Annotated in this window: 16 protein-coding genes and 2 tRNA genes; all 18 read right to left on the reverse strand. The window is 60.6% G+C overall.

Annotated elements, in window-relative coordinates:
• Positions 1–3: 3 nt before the first annotated feature.
• Positions 4–80 (reverse strand) — tRNA-Asp (locus tag BZL43_RS16425).
• A 54-nt stretch (positions 81–134) separates the two neighbouring features.
• A tRNA-Val gene (locus tag BZL43_RS16430) sits at positions 135–210 on the reverse strand.
• 192 nt (positions 211–402) lie between these two features.
• On the reverse strand, positions 403–1,179 hold the full coding sequence (locus BZL43_RS16435; RefSeq protein WP_095633281.1) for an SDR family oxidoreductase: 777 nt from the start codon (positions 1,177–1,179) through the stop codon (positions 403–405).
• Positions 1,176–2,387 (reverse strand): O-succinylhomoserine sulfhydrylase, encoded by a 1,212-nt coding sequence (locus tag BZL43_RS16440; protein ID WP_095633282.1) that lies wholly within the window; start codon positions 2,385–2,387, stop codon positions 1,176–1,178. The genes BZL43_RS16435 and BZL43_RS16440 overlap by 4 nt, the downstream gene beginning before the upstream one ends.
• A gap of 65 nt (positions 2,388–2,452) precedes the next feature.
• Positions 2,453–3,958: an amidophosphoribosyltransferase gene (purF, locus tag BZL43_RS16445; protein WP_095633283.1), complete on the reverse strand. Its 1,506-nt coding sequence runs from the start codon at positions 3,956–3,958 to the stop codon at positions 2,453–2,455.
• A 41-nt stretch (positions 3,959–3,999) separates the two neighbouring features.
• Positions 4,000–4,560 (reverse strand): CvpA family protein, encoded by a 561-nt coding sequence (locus BZL43_RS16450; RefSeq protein ID WP_095633284.1) that lies wholly within the window; start codon positions 4,558–4,560, stop codon positions 4,000–4,002.
• A 98-nt stretch (positions 4,561–4,658) separates the two neighbouring features.
• Positions 4,659–5,330, reverse strand: coding sequence for an SPOR domain-containing protein (locus BZL43_RS16455; RefSeq protein WP_095633285.1), 672 nt, complete (start codon positions 5,328–5,330; stop codon positions 4,659–4,661).
• Positions 5,314–6,621 (reverse strand): bifunctional tetrahydrofolate synthase/dihydrofolate synthase, encoded by a 1,308-nt coding sequence (gene folC / locus BZL43_RS16460; RefSeq protein ID WP_095633286.1) that lies wholly within the window; start codon positions 6,619–6,621, stop codon positions 5,314–5,316. Before folC ends, BZL43_RS16455 begins: the two co-directional genes overlap by 17 nt.
• On the reverse strand, positions 6,618–7,538 hold the full coding sequence (gene accD / locus BZL43_RS16465; protein WP_095633287.1) for an acetyl-CoA carboxylase, carboxyltransferase subunit beta: 921 nt from the start codon (positions 7,536–7,538) through the stop codon (positions 6,618–6,620). The genes folC and accD overlap by 4 nt, the downstream gene beginning before the upstream one ends.
• Before the next feature lie 183 nt (positions 7,539–7,721).
• Positions 7,722–8,342: a phosphoribosylanthranilate isomerase gene (locus tag BZL43_RS16470; protein ID WP_095633288.1), complete on the reverse strand. Its 621-nt coding sequence runs from the start codon at positions 8,340–8,342 to the stop codon at positions 7,722–7,724.
• Positions 8,343–8,405: 63 nt separating this feature from the next.
• Complete coding sequence (gene truA / locus BZL43_RS16475; protein ID WP_168185105.1) at positions 8,406–9,230, reverse strand: tRNA pseudouridine(38-40) synthase TruA; 825 nt, start codon at positions 9,228–9,230, stop codon at positions 8,406–8,408.
• Positions 9,231–9,569: 339 nt separating this feature from the next.
• Positions 9,570–12,200 carry a FimV/HubP family polar landmark protein gene (locus BZL43_RS16480; RefSeq protein WP_095633290.1) on the reverse strand — a complete coding sequence of 877 codons (2,631 nt, stop codon included), beginning with the start codon at positions 12,198–12,200 and terminating at the stop codon, positions 9,570–9,572.
• 209 nt (positions 12,201–12,409) lie between these two features.
• Positions 12,410–13,420: an aspartate-semialdehyde dehydrogenase gene (locus tag BZL43_RS16485; RefSeq protein ID WP_095633291.1), complete on the reverse strand. Its 1,011-nt coding sequence runs from the start codon at positions 13,418–13,420 to the stop codon at positions 12,410–12,412.
• A gap of 248 nt (positions 13,421–13,668) precedes the next feature.
• Positions 13,669–14,781 carry an aspartate-semialdehyde dehydrogenase gene (gene asd / locus BZL43_RS16490; protein ID WP_095052129.1) on the reverse strand — a complete coding sequence of 371 codons (1,113 nt, stop codon included), beginning with the start codon at positions 14,779–14,781 and terminating at the stop codon, positions 13,669–13,671.
• Positions 14,782–14,849: 68 nt separating this feature from the next.
• On the reverse strand, positions 14,850–15,932 hold the full coding sequence (gene leuB / locus BZL43_RS16495; protein WP_095633292.1) for a 3-isopropylmalate dehydrogenase: 1,083 nt from the start codon (positions 15,930–15,932) through the stop codon (positions 14,850–14,852).
• A 58-nt stretch (positions 15,933–15,990) separates the two neighbouring features.
• Positions 15,991–16,758: a class I SAM-dependent methyltransferase gene (locus BZL43_RS16500; RefSeq protein WP_095633293.1), complete on the reverse strand. Its 768-nt coding sequence runs from the start codon at positions 16,756–16,758 to the stop codon at positions 15,991–15,993.
• 138 nt (positions 16,759–16,896) lie between these two features.
• Positions 16,897–17,541, reverse strand: coding sequence for a 3-isopropylmalate dehydratase small subunit (leuD, locus tag BZL43_RS16505; protein ID WP_095633294.1), 645 nt, complete (start codon positions 17,539–17,541; stop codon positions 16,897–16,899).
• Between the two features lie 10 nt (positions 17,542–17,551).
• Positions 17,552–18,970, reverse strand: coding sequence for a 3-isopropylmalate dehydratase large subunit (gene leuC, locus BZL43_RS16510; RefSeq protein WP_095633295.1), 1,419 nt, complete (start codon positions 18,968–18,970; stop codon positions 17,552–17,554).
• Positions 18,971–19,008: the final 38 nt, after the last annotated feature.

The following is a 19,008-nucleotide window of genomic DNA, read 5'->3' on the forward strand; positions in this document are numbered from 1 at the left end:
ATATGGCGCAGCGGACGGGACTCGAACCCGCGACCCCCGGCGTGACAGGCCGGTATTCTAACCGACTGAACTACCGCTGCGCGTCGGTGGAGGCTTTAAAAGCTTCCATCTTGCTTTCGCAAGACTCTCGGAAGTGGTGGGTGATGACGGGATCGAACCGCCGACATTCTGCTTGTAAGGCAGACGCTCTCCCAGCTGAGCTAATCACCCGTTTGCATCTCCGAGGCCGCGAAATTTACGCAGGTACCGAAGCTAAGTCAATACCCCGCTTGAAGTTTTTCTGAAAAAGACAAAATCGTGTCATTCCGAACGAGGTCGGCAACCGTCAGACCGCTTTCGCGAGCCTGCTCGCGATGAAGGCGGCACATTCGACATCCATGCGGACGACAGCGCCCTGCCGTGTTACTCGCTGTAAATCATCTTCTTGGTCATGCCACCATCGACCACGAATTCCTGACCCGTGACGAAACCGGCGTTCCTGGACAGCAACCACGCCACCATCGCCGCCACGTCCTCGACCGTGCCTACCCTGCCCGCCGGATGCTGCGCATGATCGGCATCGGTCAGCGGTTCGGCGCGTCGCACTGCAGGGTCTCGCGCATCGATCCAGCCCGGGCTGACTGCGTTGACACGGATTTCCGGCCCTAAACTGATGGCCAAGGCGTGAGTCAGGGCCAACAGCCCCCCCTTGCTCGCCACATAAGCCTCTGTGTCGGGCTCCGACTGTGCGGCACGGGTCGAGGCCAGATTGACGATGGCACCGCTGTGAGCGCGCAGGTAAGGCGCGCAGTGCTTGGCCAACAGCATCGGCCCGCTGAGGTTCACCGCCAACACCCGATTCCAGTAATCCAGATCGAGGCTTTCCAGGGTGATGTTGTGCGGGTCCGCCACCGCCGCATTGCATACCAACGCATCCAGACGCCCGAATTGCCCCAGCACTTCAGCCACGCCCAGCGCCACCTGCGCTTCATTCGCGACGTCCATGGCGATGAACCAGGCGTTTTCGCCAAGGACCTTCGCCACTTTCGAACCGCGCTCTCGATCCAGATCAGTCAGCACCACTTGCCAGCCTTCGCTGATCAGCCAGGCCGCGGTCCCCAAGCCGATGCCGCGCGCAGCACCGGTGACCAGCGCGACGCGGCCATGGGTGCCCGTGGTCGGCGTCGACAACTCGATCACAAGGCAGCCAACCCGCGCGCCAGATCGGCTTGCAGGTCGGCCACGTCTTCCAGACCGACCGCGATGCGGATCAGGCTGTCACGGATCCCTGCCGCCTCACGCTCTTGCGGCGCGAGACGACCGTGAGAAGTGGTGCTCGGGTGCGTGATGGTGGTTTTGCTGTCGCCCAGGTTGGCGGTGATGGAAATCAGGCGGGTCGCATCGATGAAGCGCCAGGCGCCCTCTTTGCCGCCCTTGACTTCGAAACTCACGACCGCACCGAAGCCTTTCTGCTGACGCCGGGCCAATTCGTGCTGCGGATGGCTCTTGAGGCCGGCGTAATGGACTTTCTCGATACCGTCCTGCTGCTCCAGCCATTCGGCCAGTTGCTGGGCATTGGCGCAGTGCGCCTTCATGCGCAGGCTCAGCGTTTCCAGCCCCTTGAGGAAGATCCAGGCGTTGAACGGGCTGAGGGTCGGCCCGGCAGTACGCAGAAAACCGACGACTTCTTTCATCTGCTCGCTACGACCGGCCACAACACCGCCCATGCAACGGCCCTGGCCATCGATGAACTTGGTCGCCGAGTGCACAACGATATCCGCGCCGAGCTTCAAAGGCTGCTGCAACGCGGGGGTGCAGAAGCAGTTGTCGACCACCAGCATCGTGCCTTTGGCATGAGCGATTTTCGACAGCTCGGCGATGTCCACCAACTCAGCCAGCGGGTTGGAGGGCGATTCGACGAACAGCAATTTAGTGTTGGCCTTGATCGCGGCATCCCAACCGGACAAATCCGCCAATGGCACGTAATCGACCTCAATACCAAAGCGCTTGAAGTACTTCTCGAACAGGCTGATGGTCGAGCCGAACACGCTGCGCGAGACCAGTACATGATCGCCGGCACTGCACAGGCTCATCACCACCGCCATGATCGCGGCCATGCCGGTGGCGGTGGCCACGGCTTGCTCGGCGCTTTCCAGCGCGGCAATACGCTCCTCGAACGCACGCACGGTCGGGTTGGTGTAGCGCGAGTAAACGTTGCCCGGCACTTCACCGGCAAAGCGCGCGGCTGCGTCGGCGGCGGTACGGAATACGTAGCTGGAAGTGAAGAACATCGGGTCACCGTGTTCGCCTTCCGGCGTGCGGTGCTGACCGGCGCGTACGGCCAGGGTATCGAACGCTACGCCTTCGAGGTCGCTGTCCAGCCGACCGGCATCCCAATCCTGACTCATGCTGTCACTCCTTGCCTTGCTCTTTTTAGTAGATACAAAACCGGCCCCTAGGGGCCGGTAATTACTCAGTTGTTGTACAGATCAATGATCGCACTGACTGCCTGGGTCTTGACCTTGGAGGCATCGTTGCGCGCCTGCTCGATCTTGTTCAGGTAAGTCTCGTCGACGTCACCGGTGACGTACTGGCCGTCGAACACCGCACAATCGAACTTCTCGATCTTGATCTTGCCGCCACCGACCGCTTCGATCAAGTCAGGCAGGTCCTGATAGATCAACCAGTCAGCGCCGATCAGGTCAGCAACGTCCTGGGTCGAACGGTTGTGCGCGATCAACTCGTGAGCGCTCGGCATGTCGATGCCATAAACGTTCGGGTAACGCACCGCCGGTGCAGCGGAGCAGAAATAGACGTTTTTGGCACCGGCTTCGCGAGCCATCTGGATGATCTGCTTGCAGGTGGTGCCGCGAACGATGGAGTCGTCCACCAGCATCACGTTCTTGCCGCGGAACTCCAGTTCGATGGCGTTGAGCTTCTGGCGTACGGATTTTTTCCGTGCAGCCTGACCCGGCATGATGAAGGTCCGGCCGATGTAGCGGTTCTTCACAAAGCCTTCGCGGAACTTGACGCCCAGGTGGTTCGCCAGCTCCAGGGCCGCGGTGCGGCTGGTGTCCGGAATCGGGATGACCACATCGATGTCGTGGTCCGGACGCTCGCGCAGGATCTTCTCGGCAAGCTTCTCGCCCATGCGCAGGCGGGCCTTGTAGACCGAGACGCCGTCGATGATCGAGTCCGGACGCGCCAGATAGACGTGTTCGAAAATGCACGGCGTCAGCGACGGGTTGGTCGCACACTGACGGGTGTGCAGCTTGCCGTCTTCAGTGATGTAGACCGCTTCGCCCGGTGCCAGGTCGCGAATCAGGGTAAAACCGAGTACGTCCAGCGAAACGCTTTCGGAGGCGATCATGTACTCGACGCCTTCGTCGGTATGACGCTGACCGAAAACGATCGGACGGATGCCGTGCGGATCGCGGAAACCGACGATGCCGTAACCGGTCACCATCGCCACGACCGCGTAACCACCGACGCAACGGTTGTGCACGTCGGTGACAGCGGCGAACACGTCTTCTTCGGTCGGCTGCAACTTGCCGCGCTGGGCCAGTTCGTGCGCGAACACGTTGAGCAGCACTTCCGAATCGGAATTGGTGTTGACGTGGCGCAGGTCAGATTCGTAAATCTCCTTGGCCAGCTGTTCAACGTTGGTCAGGTTACCGTTATGCGCCAGGGTAATGCCGTACGGCGAGTTGACGTAAAACGGTTGGGCCTCGGCCGAAGTCGAGCTGCCCGCAGTCGGGTAACGCACATGGCCTATGCCCATGTGGCCGACCAGGCGCTGCATGTGACGTTGATGAAACACGTCACGCACCAGCCCATTGTCCTTGCGCAGGAATAACCGGCCATCATGGCTGGTCACGATACCGGCAGCGTCCTGGCCGCGGTGCTGGAGGACGGTTAGCGCGTCATACAGCGCCTGATTGACGTTCGACTTACCGACGATACCGACGATGCCACACATGCGACGCAACCCCTACTTAATGGATCTGAACTGAACACAACTCACTGAGGCGTTTTGGCCGTCGGCAAGAGGTGCTCCTTGAACGGTATATCAGCGGGTACGCTGATTCCGCTGGCAAGCCACTGACTGCTCCACCCAAGGATCAGGTTTTTGGACCAGTCTGCGACCAATAGAAATTTTGGCACGAGCTGTGATTGTTGCCACCACCCGTCCTGCTGTACCGGCCCCAGGCTCAACAGTCCGACTGCCACGACCACCAGCAACACGCCACGCGCGGCGCCGAAGGCCATGCCGAGGAATCGATCGGTCCCGGATAGCCCGGTGACGCGAACCAACTCGCCGATAAGATAATTGATCATTGCGCCTACGATTAAAGTGGCGACAAACATGATGGTACAACCCGCGATCACGCGAGCCGATGGTGTTTCGATGTATCCGCCGAGGTACTCGGACAATGAACCACCAAACATCCAGGCAACGGCTCCTGCGATGATCCAGGTCAGCAGCGAGAGTGCTTCTTTGACGAAGCCGCGGCTAAGACTGATCAAAGCGGAGATGGCGACGATTGCAACGATCGCCCAGTCAACCCAGGTAAATGGCACAGTGCAGCCTACAGACAGATGAGGCGGCGCATTTTAGCAGAGCCCATGGCTGTCGGTAAGCTGAGATTGTCAGTGCTTTTCAAATCAAGGTGATAGTTTTAACCACGCTCAGGCTGAAAACGCACGACAAAGCCCTTGAGGTTCTGCTGGCGACTCAACAAGTCACGCAGGCGATCGGCCTCCGCGCGCTCGATCAGCGGCCCGACAAAAACCCGATTCTTGCCATCAGCGGAGCGGATGTAGGCGTTATAGCCTTGGCTGCGCAGGGTTTTCTGCAGGCTTTCAGCGCTCTCACGGCTCGACAGGCTGGCCAGTTGCACCGACCAACTGACCGACAGGCCATTGGCATCGACGCGGCTTGGGGTGGCAGCCGGCTTGCTCGGTGCGACAGCGATTGGCTGCGCAGGTGCCGGCACAGGCTTGGCGACTGGCGCCGGAGGTGGTGTGACCGGTTTGGCAGCCGGTGGCGCTGGAACCACGGGTGCACTCGGCGCACTTGGCGCAATCGGTGCCGACGGCGCTTGCTGCGCGGCAATTTCGTCATCGCTTGGCACAGGTTCTTGCGGCAATGCCTGCGGCTCAGGCACTACCACAGGCTCGACCTGCACTTGCGGTGCCGCTGGCGCTTGCGGTGCGGCCGGGGCGTCGACCCTCACCTGGCGCTGTTCGTCCTGACGGGAAAACAGCATCGGCAGGAAAATCACCGCCAGCGCGACCAGCACCAGGGCACCGACCATGCGCTGCTTATACGCCTTATCCAGCAAAGCCATTTGCCGCTTCCTCCGTGGAGTGCCGGGCCAGCCATTCAAGGGCCTCGGCGACACAATAAAATGATCCGAACAACAGAATTTCGTCGTCGCTCGTCGCTTGCGCGCACTGCCCTTCCAGGGCAGCGGCCACGCTGTCATAAGACGTTACCGAGGCGCCAAGGTTCTGCAGCGCCGCGTGCAACTGCTCAACGGGTCGCGCCCGCGGCGAATCCAGTGGGGCAACAGCCCAATGCTGGACACTAGCATTCAATTCACCGACAACACCATCCAGATCCTTGTCCGCCAACAACCCGAACACCGCCAGACGTTTGCCGGCCGGTGGTCGACTGGCCAGACGACGGGCCAGATATTCTGCCGCATGGGGGTTGTGTCCCACGTCCAGCAACACATTCAGGCGCTTGCCCTGCCAGTCGAACTGACGGCGATCGAGACGACCAACCACCCGAGTGGCTTTCAGCGCAGCAATAATTTGTGCATCCACCCAAGGCAACCCGAGCAACAGGTAAGCCTGCAACGCCAGAGCGGCGTTCTCCATCGGCAGATCGAGCAATGGCAGATCATGCAACTCGACTGCACGCCCTTGGGCATCAAGGCCGCGCCATTGCCAGTTGTGATCGGTGATACCCAGGTCGAAATCGCGTCCACGCAGGAAAAACGGGCACTTGAGCTCGCGCGCTTTATCCAGCAGAGGTTGAGGAGGATTCAGATCGCCACAGAGCGCAGGCGCGCCCTGGCGGAAAATGCCGGCTTTTTCGTAAGCCACGGACTCTCGGGTATCACCCAGATAGTCCGCATGATCGACGCCGATGCTGGTGACCAGCGCGATATCGGCATCCACTACGTTGACGGTATCCAGACGCCCGCCCAGGCCGACTTCCAGCACTACCGCATCAAGCCCTGCCTGTTGAAACAACCAGAACGCCGCCAAGGTACCCATTTCGAAGTACGTCAGGGACGTGTCGCCACGACCGGCCTCGACCGCAGCAAAGGCTTCGCACAGCTCGGCGTCGGTCGCCTCGACACCATTGACCTGCACCCGCTCGTTGTAACGCAGCAGGTGCGGAGAATTGTAGACACCGACGTTCAGGCCCTGCGCCCGCAGCAACGAAGCCACGAACGCGCAGGTAGAACCCTTGCCGTTGGTGCCCGTGACCGTGATCACCCGAGGCGCCGGCTTGCCCAGCCCCATCCGAGACGCTACCTGTTGCGAACGCTCCAGCCCCATGTCGATGGCCGAAGGATGCAACTGTTCCAGGTAGGCGAGCCACTCGCCAAGGGTGCGTTGGATCATAGGTTGGCAGGCACCGGCGGAACCACGATCGGCTCGATCGGCGCGGCGACGAATTTTGGCGTCGGCAGTCCCATCATTTGTGCCAGCAGGTTGCCCAGTCGCGGACGCAGTTCCTGACGCGGAATGATCATGTCGATCGCGCCGTGCTCCAGCAGGAACTCACTGCGCTGGAAGCCTTCCGGCAGCTTTTCGCGAACGGTTTGTTCGATAACACGCGGGCCGGCGAAACCGATCAGGGCTTTGGGCTCACCGACGATTACATCACCCAGCATCGCCAGACTGGCGGAAACACCGCCGTAGACCGGATCGGTCAGTACCGAGATGAACGGAATGCCTTCTTCACGCAGACGCGCCAGCACCGCGGAAGTCTTGGCCATTTGCATCAGGGAAATCAGTGCTTCCTGCATCCGCGCACCGCCGGAGGCGGCGAAGCAGATCATCGGGCAACGGTTTTCCAGGGCGTAATTGGCGGCACGCACGAAGCGCTCACCGACGATGGCGCCCATCGACCCCCCCATGAAGGAGAATTCGAAGGCCGACACCACGACCGGCATGCCCAGCAAGGTGCCACTCATGGAGATCAGTGCGTCTTTTTCGCCAGTCTGCTTTTGCGCAGCAGTCAGGCGATCCTTGTATTTCTTGCCGTCGCGGAATTTCAGACGGTCAACCGGCTCCAGGTCCGCGCCCAGTTCGGCACGGCCGTCAGCGTCGAGGAAGATGTCGATGCGCGCACGAGCGCCGATACGCATGTGGTGGTTGCACTTGGGGCAAACATCCAGGGTCTTTTCCAGCTCCGGACGATACAGCACCGCCTCGCAAGACGGGCATTTGTGCCACAGACCTTCAGGCACCGAGCTCTTCTTGACCTCGGAACGCATGATCGAAGGGATCAGTTTGTCTACTAACCAGTTGCTCATGCTTTCTTTCTCCAGTACCGGCGGCTCGAACGCTCTGGTTCGCAGCCCCGCGTATGCCCTTGAGCTAAATTCATATGTGTGGCGATGATCGATGGCGTGCCGGGTCAGCGAGATGCGACCTGCGTACACCCCCAAATATCCTCAGCCATGCCTGTGGACGGCGGCAGTGTGCCAGCCGTCACATCAAGCCTCTACAACCGCTTTGATGAATGCCTGAATCTTTGCCTGATCCTTGATGCCCTTGCTCGCCTCCACTCCACCGCTGACGTCCACCGCGTATGGCCGAACCCGGGCAATCGCCTCGGCGACGTTGTCCGGTGTCAAGCCGCCCGCCAGGATGATCGGCTTGCTCAGATGTTGCGGTATCAGAGACCAGTCGAACGCTTCACCGGTTCCGCCGGGAACACCTTCGACGTAGGTGTCGAGCAGGATCCCGCTGGCACTGGCGTAGGCATCGCAAGCCGCTGCGATGTCATCACCGGCCTTGACCCGCAACGCCTTGATGTAGGGCCGATGCCAGCCTTCGCAGTCCGCCGCGGTTTCATCGCCATGAAACTGCAACAGGTCCAGCGGCACTGCGTCGAGGATTTCCCCCAACTCGCAGCGACTGGCATTGACGAACAACCCCACGGTGGTCACGAATGGCGGCAAGGCCTTGATGATCACCCTCGCCTGCTGGACAGTCACAGCCCGTGGGCTTTTGGTGTAGAACACAAAACCGATGGCATCAGCCCCGGCCTCGACCGCCGCCAACGCATCTTCCATGCGGGTAATCCCACAAATTTTGCTGCGAACGGCTGACATGTCGATATAACCTCAGGACAAATCCGGGAAAGTCCCGGATGGTAACAAAAGCGTTCGAGGGCGTCAGCCGTCAAGTTCCGAGAAGCCGGTGAGGAAGTGTGGGCCGATGTAACGCTCGGGCAATTCGAACTCGTCGCGGTACTCGACTTGCACCAGGTACAGGCCGAACGGATGAGCCGTCACCCCGCCGGAACGACGGATACGACTTTCCAGCACTTCTTTCATCCACTCCACAGGACGCTCGCCGGCACCGATAGTCATCAGCACACCGGCGATGTTGCGCACCATGTGATGCAGGAACGCACTGGCGCGAATATCCAGCACGATCATTTTGCCGTGGCGCGTCACGCGCAAGTGATGCAGCTCCTTGATCGGCGACTTGGCTTGGCACTGGCCGGCGCGAAATGCGCTGAAATCGTGGGTGCCGACCAGATACCGAGCGGCCTCGGCCATGCGCTCGACGTCCAGCGGACGGTGATTCCAGGTAATTTCTTCATTCAGGTGCGCCGGGCGGATCTGATCGTTATAGATCACATAGCGATAGCGCCGGGCGATCGCCTTGAATCGCGCGTGGAAATGCGCCGGCATGACCTTTGCCCAACTGACGCTGACGTCGTGGGGCAAATTGATATTGGCGCCCATCACCCAGGCCTTCATTGAACGCTCGACCTGGGTATCGAAATGCACCACCTGACCGCAGGCATGCACCCCGGCATCCGTGCGCCCGGCACAGAGCAGCGACACGGGGGAGTCGGCGACTTTGGACAAGGCGTTTTCAAGGGTTTCCTGCACCGTGAGCACACCGGAGGCCTGGCGTTGCCAGCCGCGATAGCGTGAGCCTTTGTATTCAACGCCTAACGCGATCCGGAAAAAGCCGTCGGCCGCCATTTCGGCAGCCGGATTATCTATATTTGCCAAGGGGTGACAGCCTGCTGATCTGCGCAAAGGCAGGCATTATAAAGCGGTTGGGTGGGTACGCCAGAGGGATCTCCATTGACTGTTCCGACCTCATCGCAGGCAAGCCCGCTCCCACAAGGATCTTCGACACCCACAAAACCTGAACTGCCCCCCAAAAGTCAGGATCGGTGTCCAACTTTTGGGGGGCAGTTCAACCTGCGGGAGCGGGCTTGCCCGCGATAGCAATCTCGCAGACGCCATCGCATCCCCGCCCAAACAAAAACGGCAGCCTCACAGGGCTGCCGTTTTATTTACACCGTTGTCGATCACTTACGCCAGTCGCGAGAGCATTTCCTTGGCTTCGCTCTTCTGACCGGCATCGCCCTCGGTCACCACCTCATTGAGGATGTCCCGAGCGCCATCACTGTCACCCATGTCGATGTAGGCCTGGGCCAGGTCGAGTTTGGTGGCGACTTCGTCGGTACCGGAGAGGAAGTCGAAGTCCGGCTCATCGGCCGCGGTAGCCAACGCGTCGTCTGCAGTGAAGCTCGGCTCACCGAGGCTCTGGGACAGACGATCCAGCTCAGCATTGACGTCGTTGAGTTCATTTTCAAAGGCGTCAGGCTGATCTGGAGCCGCGTCCATTTCGTCGGCCAGCGACAGGTCGAAGTCCGCCGGCAGCTCCAGGTCGTCAAGCGTCGGCTCGGTCACCGGCGCCGCTTCGGCGACAGGCAAATCCTTGAGCTCTTCATCCAGATTCAGCAGGAATTCATCTTCGGCCAGAGTTGCCGGGGAGGCATTACCCCCCAGGTCCATGTCCAGGTCGAAGACCGACAGATCGTCGAGGTCTTCCTTGATTTCAGTCTGCTGCTGCAACACCGACTCAAAGCTCAGATCGTCGTCCAGCGGGAATTCGTCCAATTCAGCCTGCTCTTCTGGTGCAGGTGCGGGCGTTGGTTCCGGCTCCAGCGCAGGTTCCGGCTGCGTAGCAACAACTGGCGCGATCGGCGTAGCCGCCTCCAGATCGTCCAGGCTCAGATCAAATGCGCTGTCGAAGTCGGACAATGACGGCTCCGGGGCTTGCGGCTCGTCCAGCAGCAGATCCTTGACGTATTGTGCGTCCAGCTCGGCAGCGATGGCGGCAGCAGCCAGGCCGCTGGCCGCCACGACAGCCATGGCCGGGAAGCGGCTTTTCAACTTTTCAACCCGGGCGAAATTATCGCCGTTGGCCACCAGTTGACGCTCCTGAGCGACAAACGCGTCGCGGTCGCCCTGCTGACCATAGACTTCCATCAGCTTCAAGCGCAGGTCACTGCGTTGCGGCTCTTGTTTGATCGCGTCTTCCAGCAATGCGACGGCCTGATTCAGACGACCGCCGGCAATGTGCGACTGTGCCTGAGCCAATACGTCGTCGGAACGATCGGAACGCTCGGCGGCAGGCGACACCAATGGCGCCGCGATCGGCGGCGTCACCACAACCGGCGCAATCACCGGGGCCGGTGCAGGTGCAGGTGCAGGTGCTGGCGTTGGCGTTGGCGCGGTCGCAAGTTTCACGCTCGGCGGCGGAACTTCCAGGCCTTCGAAGCTGCTTGGCGGCAGATCATGCTCGACAGAGAACTCTTGCTCCTCCTCCAAGGCACGGGCCATGCGCAGATGCTTCTCGGCTTCTTGCTGTGCCTTACGGCGACGGGCCAGCAACAATAGCAAGAGCAACAGCACCACCGCACCGCCACCCACCAGACCCAGCAGGATCGGATTGGTCAGCAGCTCGTTGAATTTCTGATCATCGGGTGTTGGCTCGACGACTGGCTCCGGAACGACTTCTGGTGCGCCAGTCTCTGGCGCAGGCACCGGAGCCGCGTCCGCTGGCGTTGCCGCAGTGCTCGAAGCGGATGCATCCGCGCCGCCTGCGGCCTGCAACTTGGCCAATTGATTGTTCTTCAGTTCGATCAGTCGTTGCAGCTTGTCCAGCTGACTTTGCAGATCGCTCATGCGGCTTTTCAATTCGGCATTGTCGCGACGAGTCGCGTCGAGGCTTTCCTCGGCAACGGCCAGCTTATCGCTTAACGCTTTCGCATCACCGGCGGCGCCTTTGCCGCCCTTGCCGATGTCGGCAGAGACCAGGCTCAGTTTGTCGACGGCAGGTTGCGATGAAGCACCTTCACCGCGAGCGCGTTTGGTGGCGTCGAGTTGCTGCTGCCCGGTTCCCGGCTTCGCCACATAGCGACGCCCCTGACGCCACGCGGTGTTCTGCGCGGCGACCTCAGCGATGGCCTTGGGTTGCGGCAGATTGGTGCTCTGCACCTGATCAGGCAGACGCAGCACCTGGCCGGTTTTCAGTCGATTGATGTTGCCGTCGATGAACGCATCCGGGTTCAGCGCCTGGATGGCCAGCATGGTCTGCTGGATCGAACCACCGTTACGTACTTTCGCGGCGATCTCCCACAGGGTATCGCGCGACGTGGTGGTGTATTGCGACGACTTGGTCGCGCCAGTCACTGGCGCCGTCACCGTTTGAGCTGGAGCGGGTTGAGCAGCGGCATCGGCGGTCTGTGGCGAGAATTTGGACGGATCGAGCAGCACGCTGTAGTCGCGCAGCAGGCGACCGTTGGGCCACATCACCTGAACCAGGAATTTCACCATCGGTTCGGACAGCGGTTTGCTGGACGTCACGCGCAAGATGCTTTTACCGCTGGCGTTAAGTACCGGGGTAAAGGTCAGGTCATTGAGAAACGCCTGACGATCGACACCGGCCTTGGCGAAATCTTCGGGCGAGGCCAGGCTCGGCACCACTTCGGCAGCCGTGAGATCCTTGACGTCGAGCAACTCGATTTCCGCGACCAGAGGCTGGTTCAGCGTCGATTTCAGGGTCAATTCCCCGAGCCCGAGGGCATGCGCCATACCGGAGGACAGCGCCGAGGCGGCCGCTATTGCTAACACCAGTTTGCGAACTTGAACCATAGCCTCTTCCTTTGTTTGAACATTCCTCGGCCAGCGAGAAGGTGTTGATTGCCGCTGCCGTAAGGCATTGCACGCGGCGGCGAAGGGTCGTCGCGCGCGATCATTTCATTCATGCAATGGGAAGCCCTGCGGAGTGGCCTACCTTGAGCATTCCCGCCAAGCATGATGTTCGACGGGAATCATTCGATAAAATTGTTGCCAAGTATCTTTTACAGCAGGTCTTTTATCAACAATTCAGCCACCTGCACAGCATTGAGCGCGGCGCCTTTGCGTACGTTATCTGACGTCAGCCATACATTAAGTTCCGCCGGATCGTCGATCCCGCTGCGAACCCGACCAACGTAAACCACGTCCTGCCCTACCGCATCGCCTACCGGGGTCGGGTAATCACCCGCTTCGACCAGTTCTATACCGGGCGCCGCTTCCAAAGCCGCGTTGATTTTTGTCAGATCGACAGCGCTCGAAGACTGCAAGGTCACGCTAAAGCTATCGCCGAAAAACACCGGAGCTTGAATGCAAGTGACGGAAATTTTTAATAACGGTAGCGCCATGACCTGACGCAGTTCGCGCACCAGGCGCTTTTCCAGCAACGTATGGCCCTGTTCATCAGGCTTACCCACTTGCGCCAGCAGGTTAAAAGCCATTTGCCGATCAAAGAACGCCGGCTCCAGCGGACGCACGTTAAGCAGCTCGGCGGTTTGCCGGGCCAGTTCAGTGACGGCTTCGCGGCCTTGGGCAGAAACCGCCAGGCATGCCGTCAGGCTGATGCGTTGCAGGTCGAGCAAACCGAGCAATGGCGCCAGCACCACGGCCAGCGTCGCGGCCGAAGGGCTCGGGCTGCTGACCTGGAAGGGCTTTTTCAGGCCGGCCAGGATTTCGGCGTTGGCCTCAGGCACGACCTGCGGCGCCTGATCCGCCGGCAAGGCGCCGGACAGGTCGATCAGCGAGCAACCGGCGGCGGTGGCACGGGGAGCGAAACTGAGGGTCACCGCCGGGCCGGCGGCAAAGAACACCAGCTGGACCTTGCTGAAATCGAATTCATCGACTTCCCGCACCCGCAGGTTCTTGCCGCGAAACGGCACCGAATGCCCCGCCGATTCACTGCTCGCCAGCAGGTGCAGGTTACCGACCGGAAAATCCCGCTCTTCGAGAATCTGGACGAGTGTTTCGCCGACAGTACCGGTGGCGCCGATCACGGCAATATCAAAGGACTGGCTCATGGTTCTACCTCTGGCAAAACGGGGGGAGCGGCACTTTACCGGGTGGTTGGCAGTGAGGCAATTCGACGGGGGATTTGATCGTTCCCACGCTCTGCGTGGGAATGCCGCCATGGACGCTCTGCGTCCGCCGTTGAGACAGTGACGCGGAGCGTCACGGGATGCATTCCCACGCAGAGCGTGTGAATGATCGGCGGGAACAAAAAACCCGCACCTCTTCAAGGCGCGGGTTCTTTCATTACATCAATCGATCAACGCTCAAGCAGAATCCGCAGCATGCGACGCAGCGGTTCGGCCGCGCCCCACAGCAGTTGGTCGCCGACGGTGAAGGCACCGACGAACTGCGACCCCATGTTCAGCTTGCGCAAACGGCCAACCGGCACGTTCAGGGTACCGGTAACCTTTGTAGGGCTCAGTTCCTGCATGCTGATTTCGCGGTTGTTCGGCACCAGTTTGACCCAAGGGTTGTGCTGGCTGATCAGCCCTTCGATGTCCGCGATCGGCACGTCTTTGTTCAGCTTGATGGTCAGCGCCTGGCTGTGGCAACGCATGGCGCCGATGCGCACGCAGATGCCGTCGACCGGGATCGGGCTCTTGAAGCGACCGAGGATCTTGTTGGTCTCGGCCTGGGCCTTCCACTCTTCGCGGCTCTGGCCGTTCGGCAGTTCCTTGTCGATCCACGGGATCAGGCTGCCGGCCAGCGGCACGCCGAAGTTCTCGGTCGGGTAGGCGTCGCTACGCATGGCGTCGGCAACACGGCGATCGATGTCGAGGATGGCGCTGGCCGGGTCGGCCAGTTGATCGGCGACAGCGGCGTGGGTCACACCCATCTGCTTGATCAGTTCACGCATGTGCTGCGCGCCGCCACCGGAGGCCGCCTGATAAGTCATGGCGCTCATCCACTCGACCAGACCGGCTTCGAACAGGCCACCCAGGCCCATCAGCATCAGGCTGACGGTGCAGTTGCCGCCGATGTAGTTCTTGGTGCCCGCATCGAGCTGCTGGTCGATGACCTTGCGGTTCACCGGGTCCAGCACGATCACCGCGTCATCCTGCATGCGCAGGCTGGAAGCGGCATCGATCCAGTAACCCTGCCAGCCGGCTTCGCGCAGCTTGGGGAACACTTCGCTGGTGTAGTCGCCGCCCTGGCAGGTCAGAATCACGTCGAGGGTTTTCAGCTCTTCAATGCTGTAAGCGTCCTTGAGCGGAGCAATGTCCTTACCCACGGACGGGCCTTGGCCACCGACATTGGAAGTGGTGAAAAACACCGGCTCGATAAGATCGAAATCCTGCTCTTCCAGCATCCGCTGCATGAGCACGGAACCGACCATACCGCGCCAACCGATCAGACCTACACGTTTCATCGCAACTACACCTTCTTCAAAAGTGGGCCGCTGCTTTCATGGTTGAAAGTTGCAGCGGGCCAAAGAGATTACAGATTCCGCAGCGCGGCGACTACTGCATCGCCCATTTCCTGCGTCCCGACCTTGGTGCAACCAGCCGACCAGATGTCACCCGTGCGCAGGCCCTGATCCAATACCAGGCTCACGGCCTGTTCGATGGCATCGGCCGCTGCCTGCAGATTGAAGCTGTAACGCAGCATCATCGACACCGACAAAATGGTCGCCAACGGGTTGGCAATGCCCTTGCCAGCGATGTCCGGCGCCGAACCGTGGCACGGCTCGTACATGCCTTTGTTGTTGGCGTCCAGCGACGCCGAGGGCAACATGCCGATCGAACCGGTGAGCATCGACGCTTCGTCGGAAAGAATGTCGCCGAACAGGTTGTCGGTGACGATCACGTCGAATTGCTTCGGTGCACGCACCAGTTGCATGGCGGCGTTGTCGACGTACATGTGGCTCAGTTCGACGTCCGGATAATCCTTGGCCACTTGCTCGACGATTTCACGCCACAGCTGGCTGGACGCCAGCACGTTGGCCTTGTCCACCGAGCACAGCTTCTTGCCGCGCACGCGGGCCATGTCGAAACCGACACGGGCGATACGGCGGATTTCGGTCTCGCTGTACGGCAGGGTGTCGTAGGCCTGACGCTCGCCGTTTTCCAGTTCACGCACGCCACGTGGCGCGCCGAAGTAGATACCGCCGGTCAGTTCACGGACGATCAGGATGTCCAGACCCGCCACGATCTCTGCCTTCAGGCTGGAAGCCTCGGCCAGTTGCGGGTACAGGATTGCCGGACGCAGGTTACCGAACAGGCCCAGTTGGGCACGGATCTTCAGCAGGCCGCGCTCAGGGCGGATGTCACGCTCGATGGTGTCCCATTTCGGACCGCCCACGGCGCCCAGCAATACCGCATCGGCGGCACGGGCACGGGCCAGGGTTTCATCAGCCAGCGGCACGCCGTGCTTGTCGATGGCGGCGCCACCGATCACGTCATGACTCAGTTCGAAGCCCAGGCTGTACTTGTCGTTCGCCAGCTCCAGCACCTTGACCGCTTCGGCCATGATTTCCGGGCCAATACCGTCACCCGGAAGAATCAGAATCTGCTTGCTCATGCTTTCCTCATGTCATCAGTCGGCACGCCCGCAGGCGTACCCGAAAAAGTCTTGGCGCCTATCGTTCAGCCATCAGCACCAGCACATCGGTACTGAACGAACCATCGGCCTCAATCTCAAAATACTCGCGAACTTCATTGCCCATCGATTGCTGCAACGCACGGATCGCCGCGCGCATCACCTGCGGCGTGCGCATGCGCTCGACCCAGGAGGTGTATTCCAGACGCAGCCGTTGGCGCGTGGTGCTGCGGGTATGCAACCCCGCTTCGCTGACCTGCCGCAACCACTCGCCAGCAGAATAATCGCGCACGTGGCTGGTGTCGCGCAGCACTTCGACGCTTTGCAGGTAAGTGTCGAATAACGGGCTGCCCGGCGACAACACATCGACGAACGCCGCTACCCCACCCGGCTTCAGCACCCGGCGAACTTCGCGCAGGGCCAGTCCGAGGTCGCTCCAATGGTGCGCCGAATAACGGCTGAACACGAAATCGAACTCGCCATCGGCAAATGGCAGACGCTCGGCAGCACCCAGCACCGTGGACACATTGCCCAAGCCGCGATCGACGGCAGCAGCGGCCACCACGTCGAGCATCTGCTGAGACAGGTCGTAAGCCACCACTTCCTTGACCAGCGAAGCCACATGAAAACTCACATGACCGGCACCGCAACCGAGGTCGAGCACGCGAGCATCGCCCTGCCCCGCCAATTCAGCCTGTAGCAGCGCGAATTCAGTGCCTTGAGCGTGTACGGCGCTGCTCAGATAGGCCGCAGCCTGTTCACCGAATTGCTTTTGTACGACTTGGCTGTGCTGGGCGGTGCTGGTCATGGGGACTTCCTTTTGGGGATGAGTCTTGTGGTGTCTGTGCGGGCCTCTTCGCGGGCAAGCCTCGCTCCTACAGGGGAATGCAGTTCAACCGTAGGAGCGAGGCTTGCCCGCGAAGGCGTCATCAAGCCTTACGCAAAATCACGCGTCACGAAACAACCACGGCTGGCTCGCGCGGTGTTTGGCTTCAAACGTGGCAATCGCCTCGTGGTCCTGCAAGGTCAGGCCGATATCGTCCAGGCCATTGAGCAGGCAGTGTTTGCGGAAGGCATCGATTTCAAAATTCAATACCTTGCCATCCGGACGGGTCACGGTCTGAGCTTGCAGATCGATCTGCAACTGGTAGCCCGGCGTCGCCTCAACCTGCTGGAACAACTCATCGACTTCAGCATCGCTCAGGATGATCGGCAGCAAGCCGTTCTTGAAGCTGTTGTTGAAGAAGATGTCGGCATAGCTCGGCGCGATAATGCTACGGAAACCGTACTCTTCCAGCGCCCACGGCGCGTGTTCGCGGCTGGAGCCGCAACCGAAGTTCTCGCGGGCCAGCAACACGCTGGCCCCCTGATAACGCTCGGCGTTGAGGACGAAATCCTTGTTCAGCGGGCGCTTGGAGTTGTCCTGATACGGCTGCCCGACATCCAGGTAACGCCACTCATCGAACAGGTTCGGGCCGAACCCGGTGCGCTTGATCGACTTCAAGAATTGCTTCGGGATGATCTGGTCGGTGTCGACGTTGGCACGATCCAGAGGCGCGACAAGACCAGTGTGCTGGGTAAAAGCTTTCATGCTGCGCTCCTCAGATCAATTCACGAACGTCGATGAAACGACCGTTCACCGCCGCGGCGGCGGCCATGGCCGGGCTGACGAGGTGCGTACGGCCACCGGCGCCCTGACGGCCTTCGAAGTTACGGTTGGAGGTCGACGCGCAATGCTCGCCGGATTCCAAACGGTCCGGGTTCATCGCCAGGCACATCGAGCAACCTGGCTCACGCCATTCGAAACCGGCCTCGACGAAAATCTTGTCCAGGCCTTCGGATTCGGCCTGAGCCTTCACCAGACCCGAACCCGGCACCACGATGGCCTGTTTGATGGTCGAAGCCACTTTGCGGCCCTTGGCGATCACCGCGGCGGCGCGCAGGTCTTCGATCCGCGAGTTGGTGCAGGAGCCAATGAATACGCGGTCCAGCTGAATGTCGGTGATCGCCTGATTGGCAGTCAAACCCATGTATTTCAAGGCGCGTTCGATGGAATCACGCTTGACCAGGTCCATTTCCTTCGCAGGGTCCGGCACATTCTGATCCACGGCCAAGACCATCTCGGGCGACGTGCCCCAGCTGACTTGCGGTTTGATCTGAGTGGCGTCGAGCTCGACGATGGTGTCGAACTTCGCATCCGCGTCGGAAACCAGGTCTTTCCAGGCCTCGACAGCCAAATCCCATTCCGCGCCCTTCGGAGCGAATGGACGGCCTTTGACGTAAGCCACGGTTTTTTCGTCGGCGGCTACCAAGCCTACGCGAGCACCGGCCTCGATCGCCATGTTGCAGATGGTCATGCGGCCTTCAATGGACAAATCGCGAATCGCGCTACCGGCGAACTCGATGGCGTGGCCATTACCGCCGGCGGTGCCGATTTTGCCGATCACGGCGAGGACGATGTCCTTGGCGGTCACGCCGAACGGCAATTGGCCTTCGACGGACACCCGCATGTTCTTCATCTTTTTCGCGACCAGGCACTGCGTGGCGAGCACGTGCTCGACCTCGGAAGTGCCGATCCCGTGGGCCAAGGCACCGAATGCGCCGTGGGTCGAGGTGTGGGAGTCGCCGCAAACCACGGTCATGCCCGGCAAGGTGGCGCCCTGCTCCGGGCCAATGACATGGACGATGCCTTGGCGGACATCATTCATCTTGAATTCGACGATGCCGTATTCGTCACAGTTATCGTCAAGGGTCTGAACCTGCAAACGCGAGACCTGGTCGACAATCGCTTCGATGCCGCCCTTGCGCTCCGCAGTAGTCGGAACGTTGTGGTCCGGGGTCGCGATATTGGCATCGATGCGCCAAGGCTTGCGCCCGGCCAGACGCAGGCCTTCGAAGGCTTGCGGCGAGGTCACTTCGTGGATGATGTGACGATCGATATAGATCAGCGCCGAGCCATCGTCGCGCTGCTTGACCAAATGCGAATCCCAGAGCTTGTCGTAGAGCGTTTTGCCGGCCATCAGACGGTTTCCTAATCAGCTTGTTTCTATGCCCTGGG

Origin of the sequence: Pseudomonas sp. PICF141 (assembly GCF_002286815.1) — a bacterium.
GTDB lineage: Bacteria > Pseudomonadota > Gammaproteobacteria > Pseudomonadales > Pseudomonadaceae > Aquipseudomonas.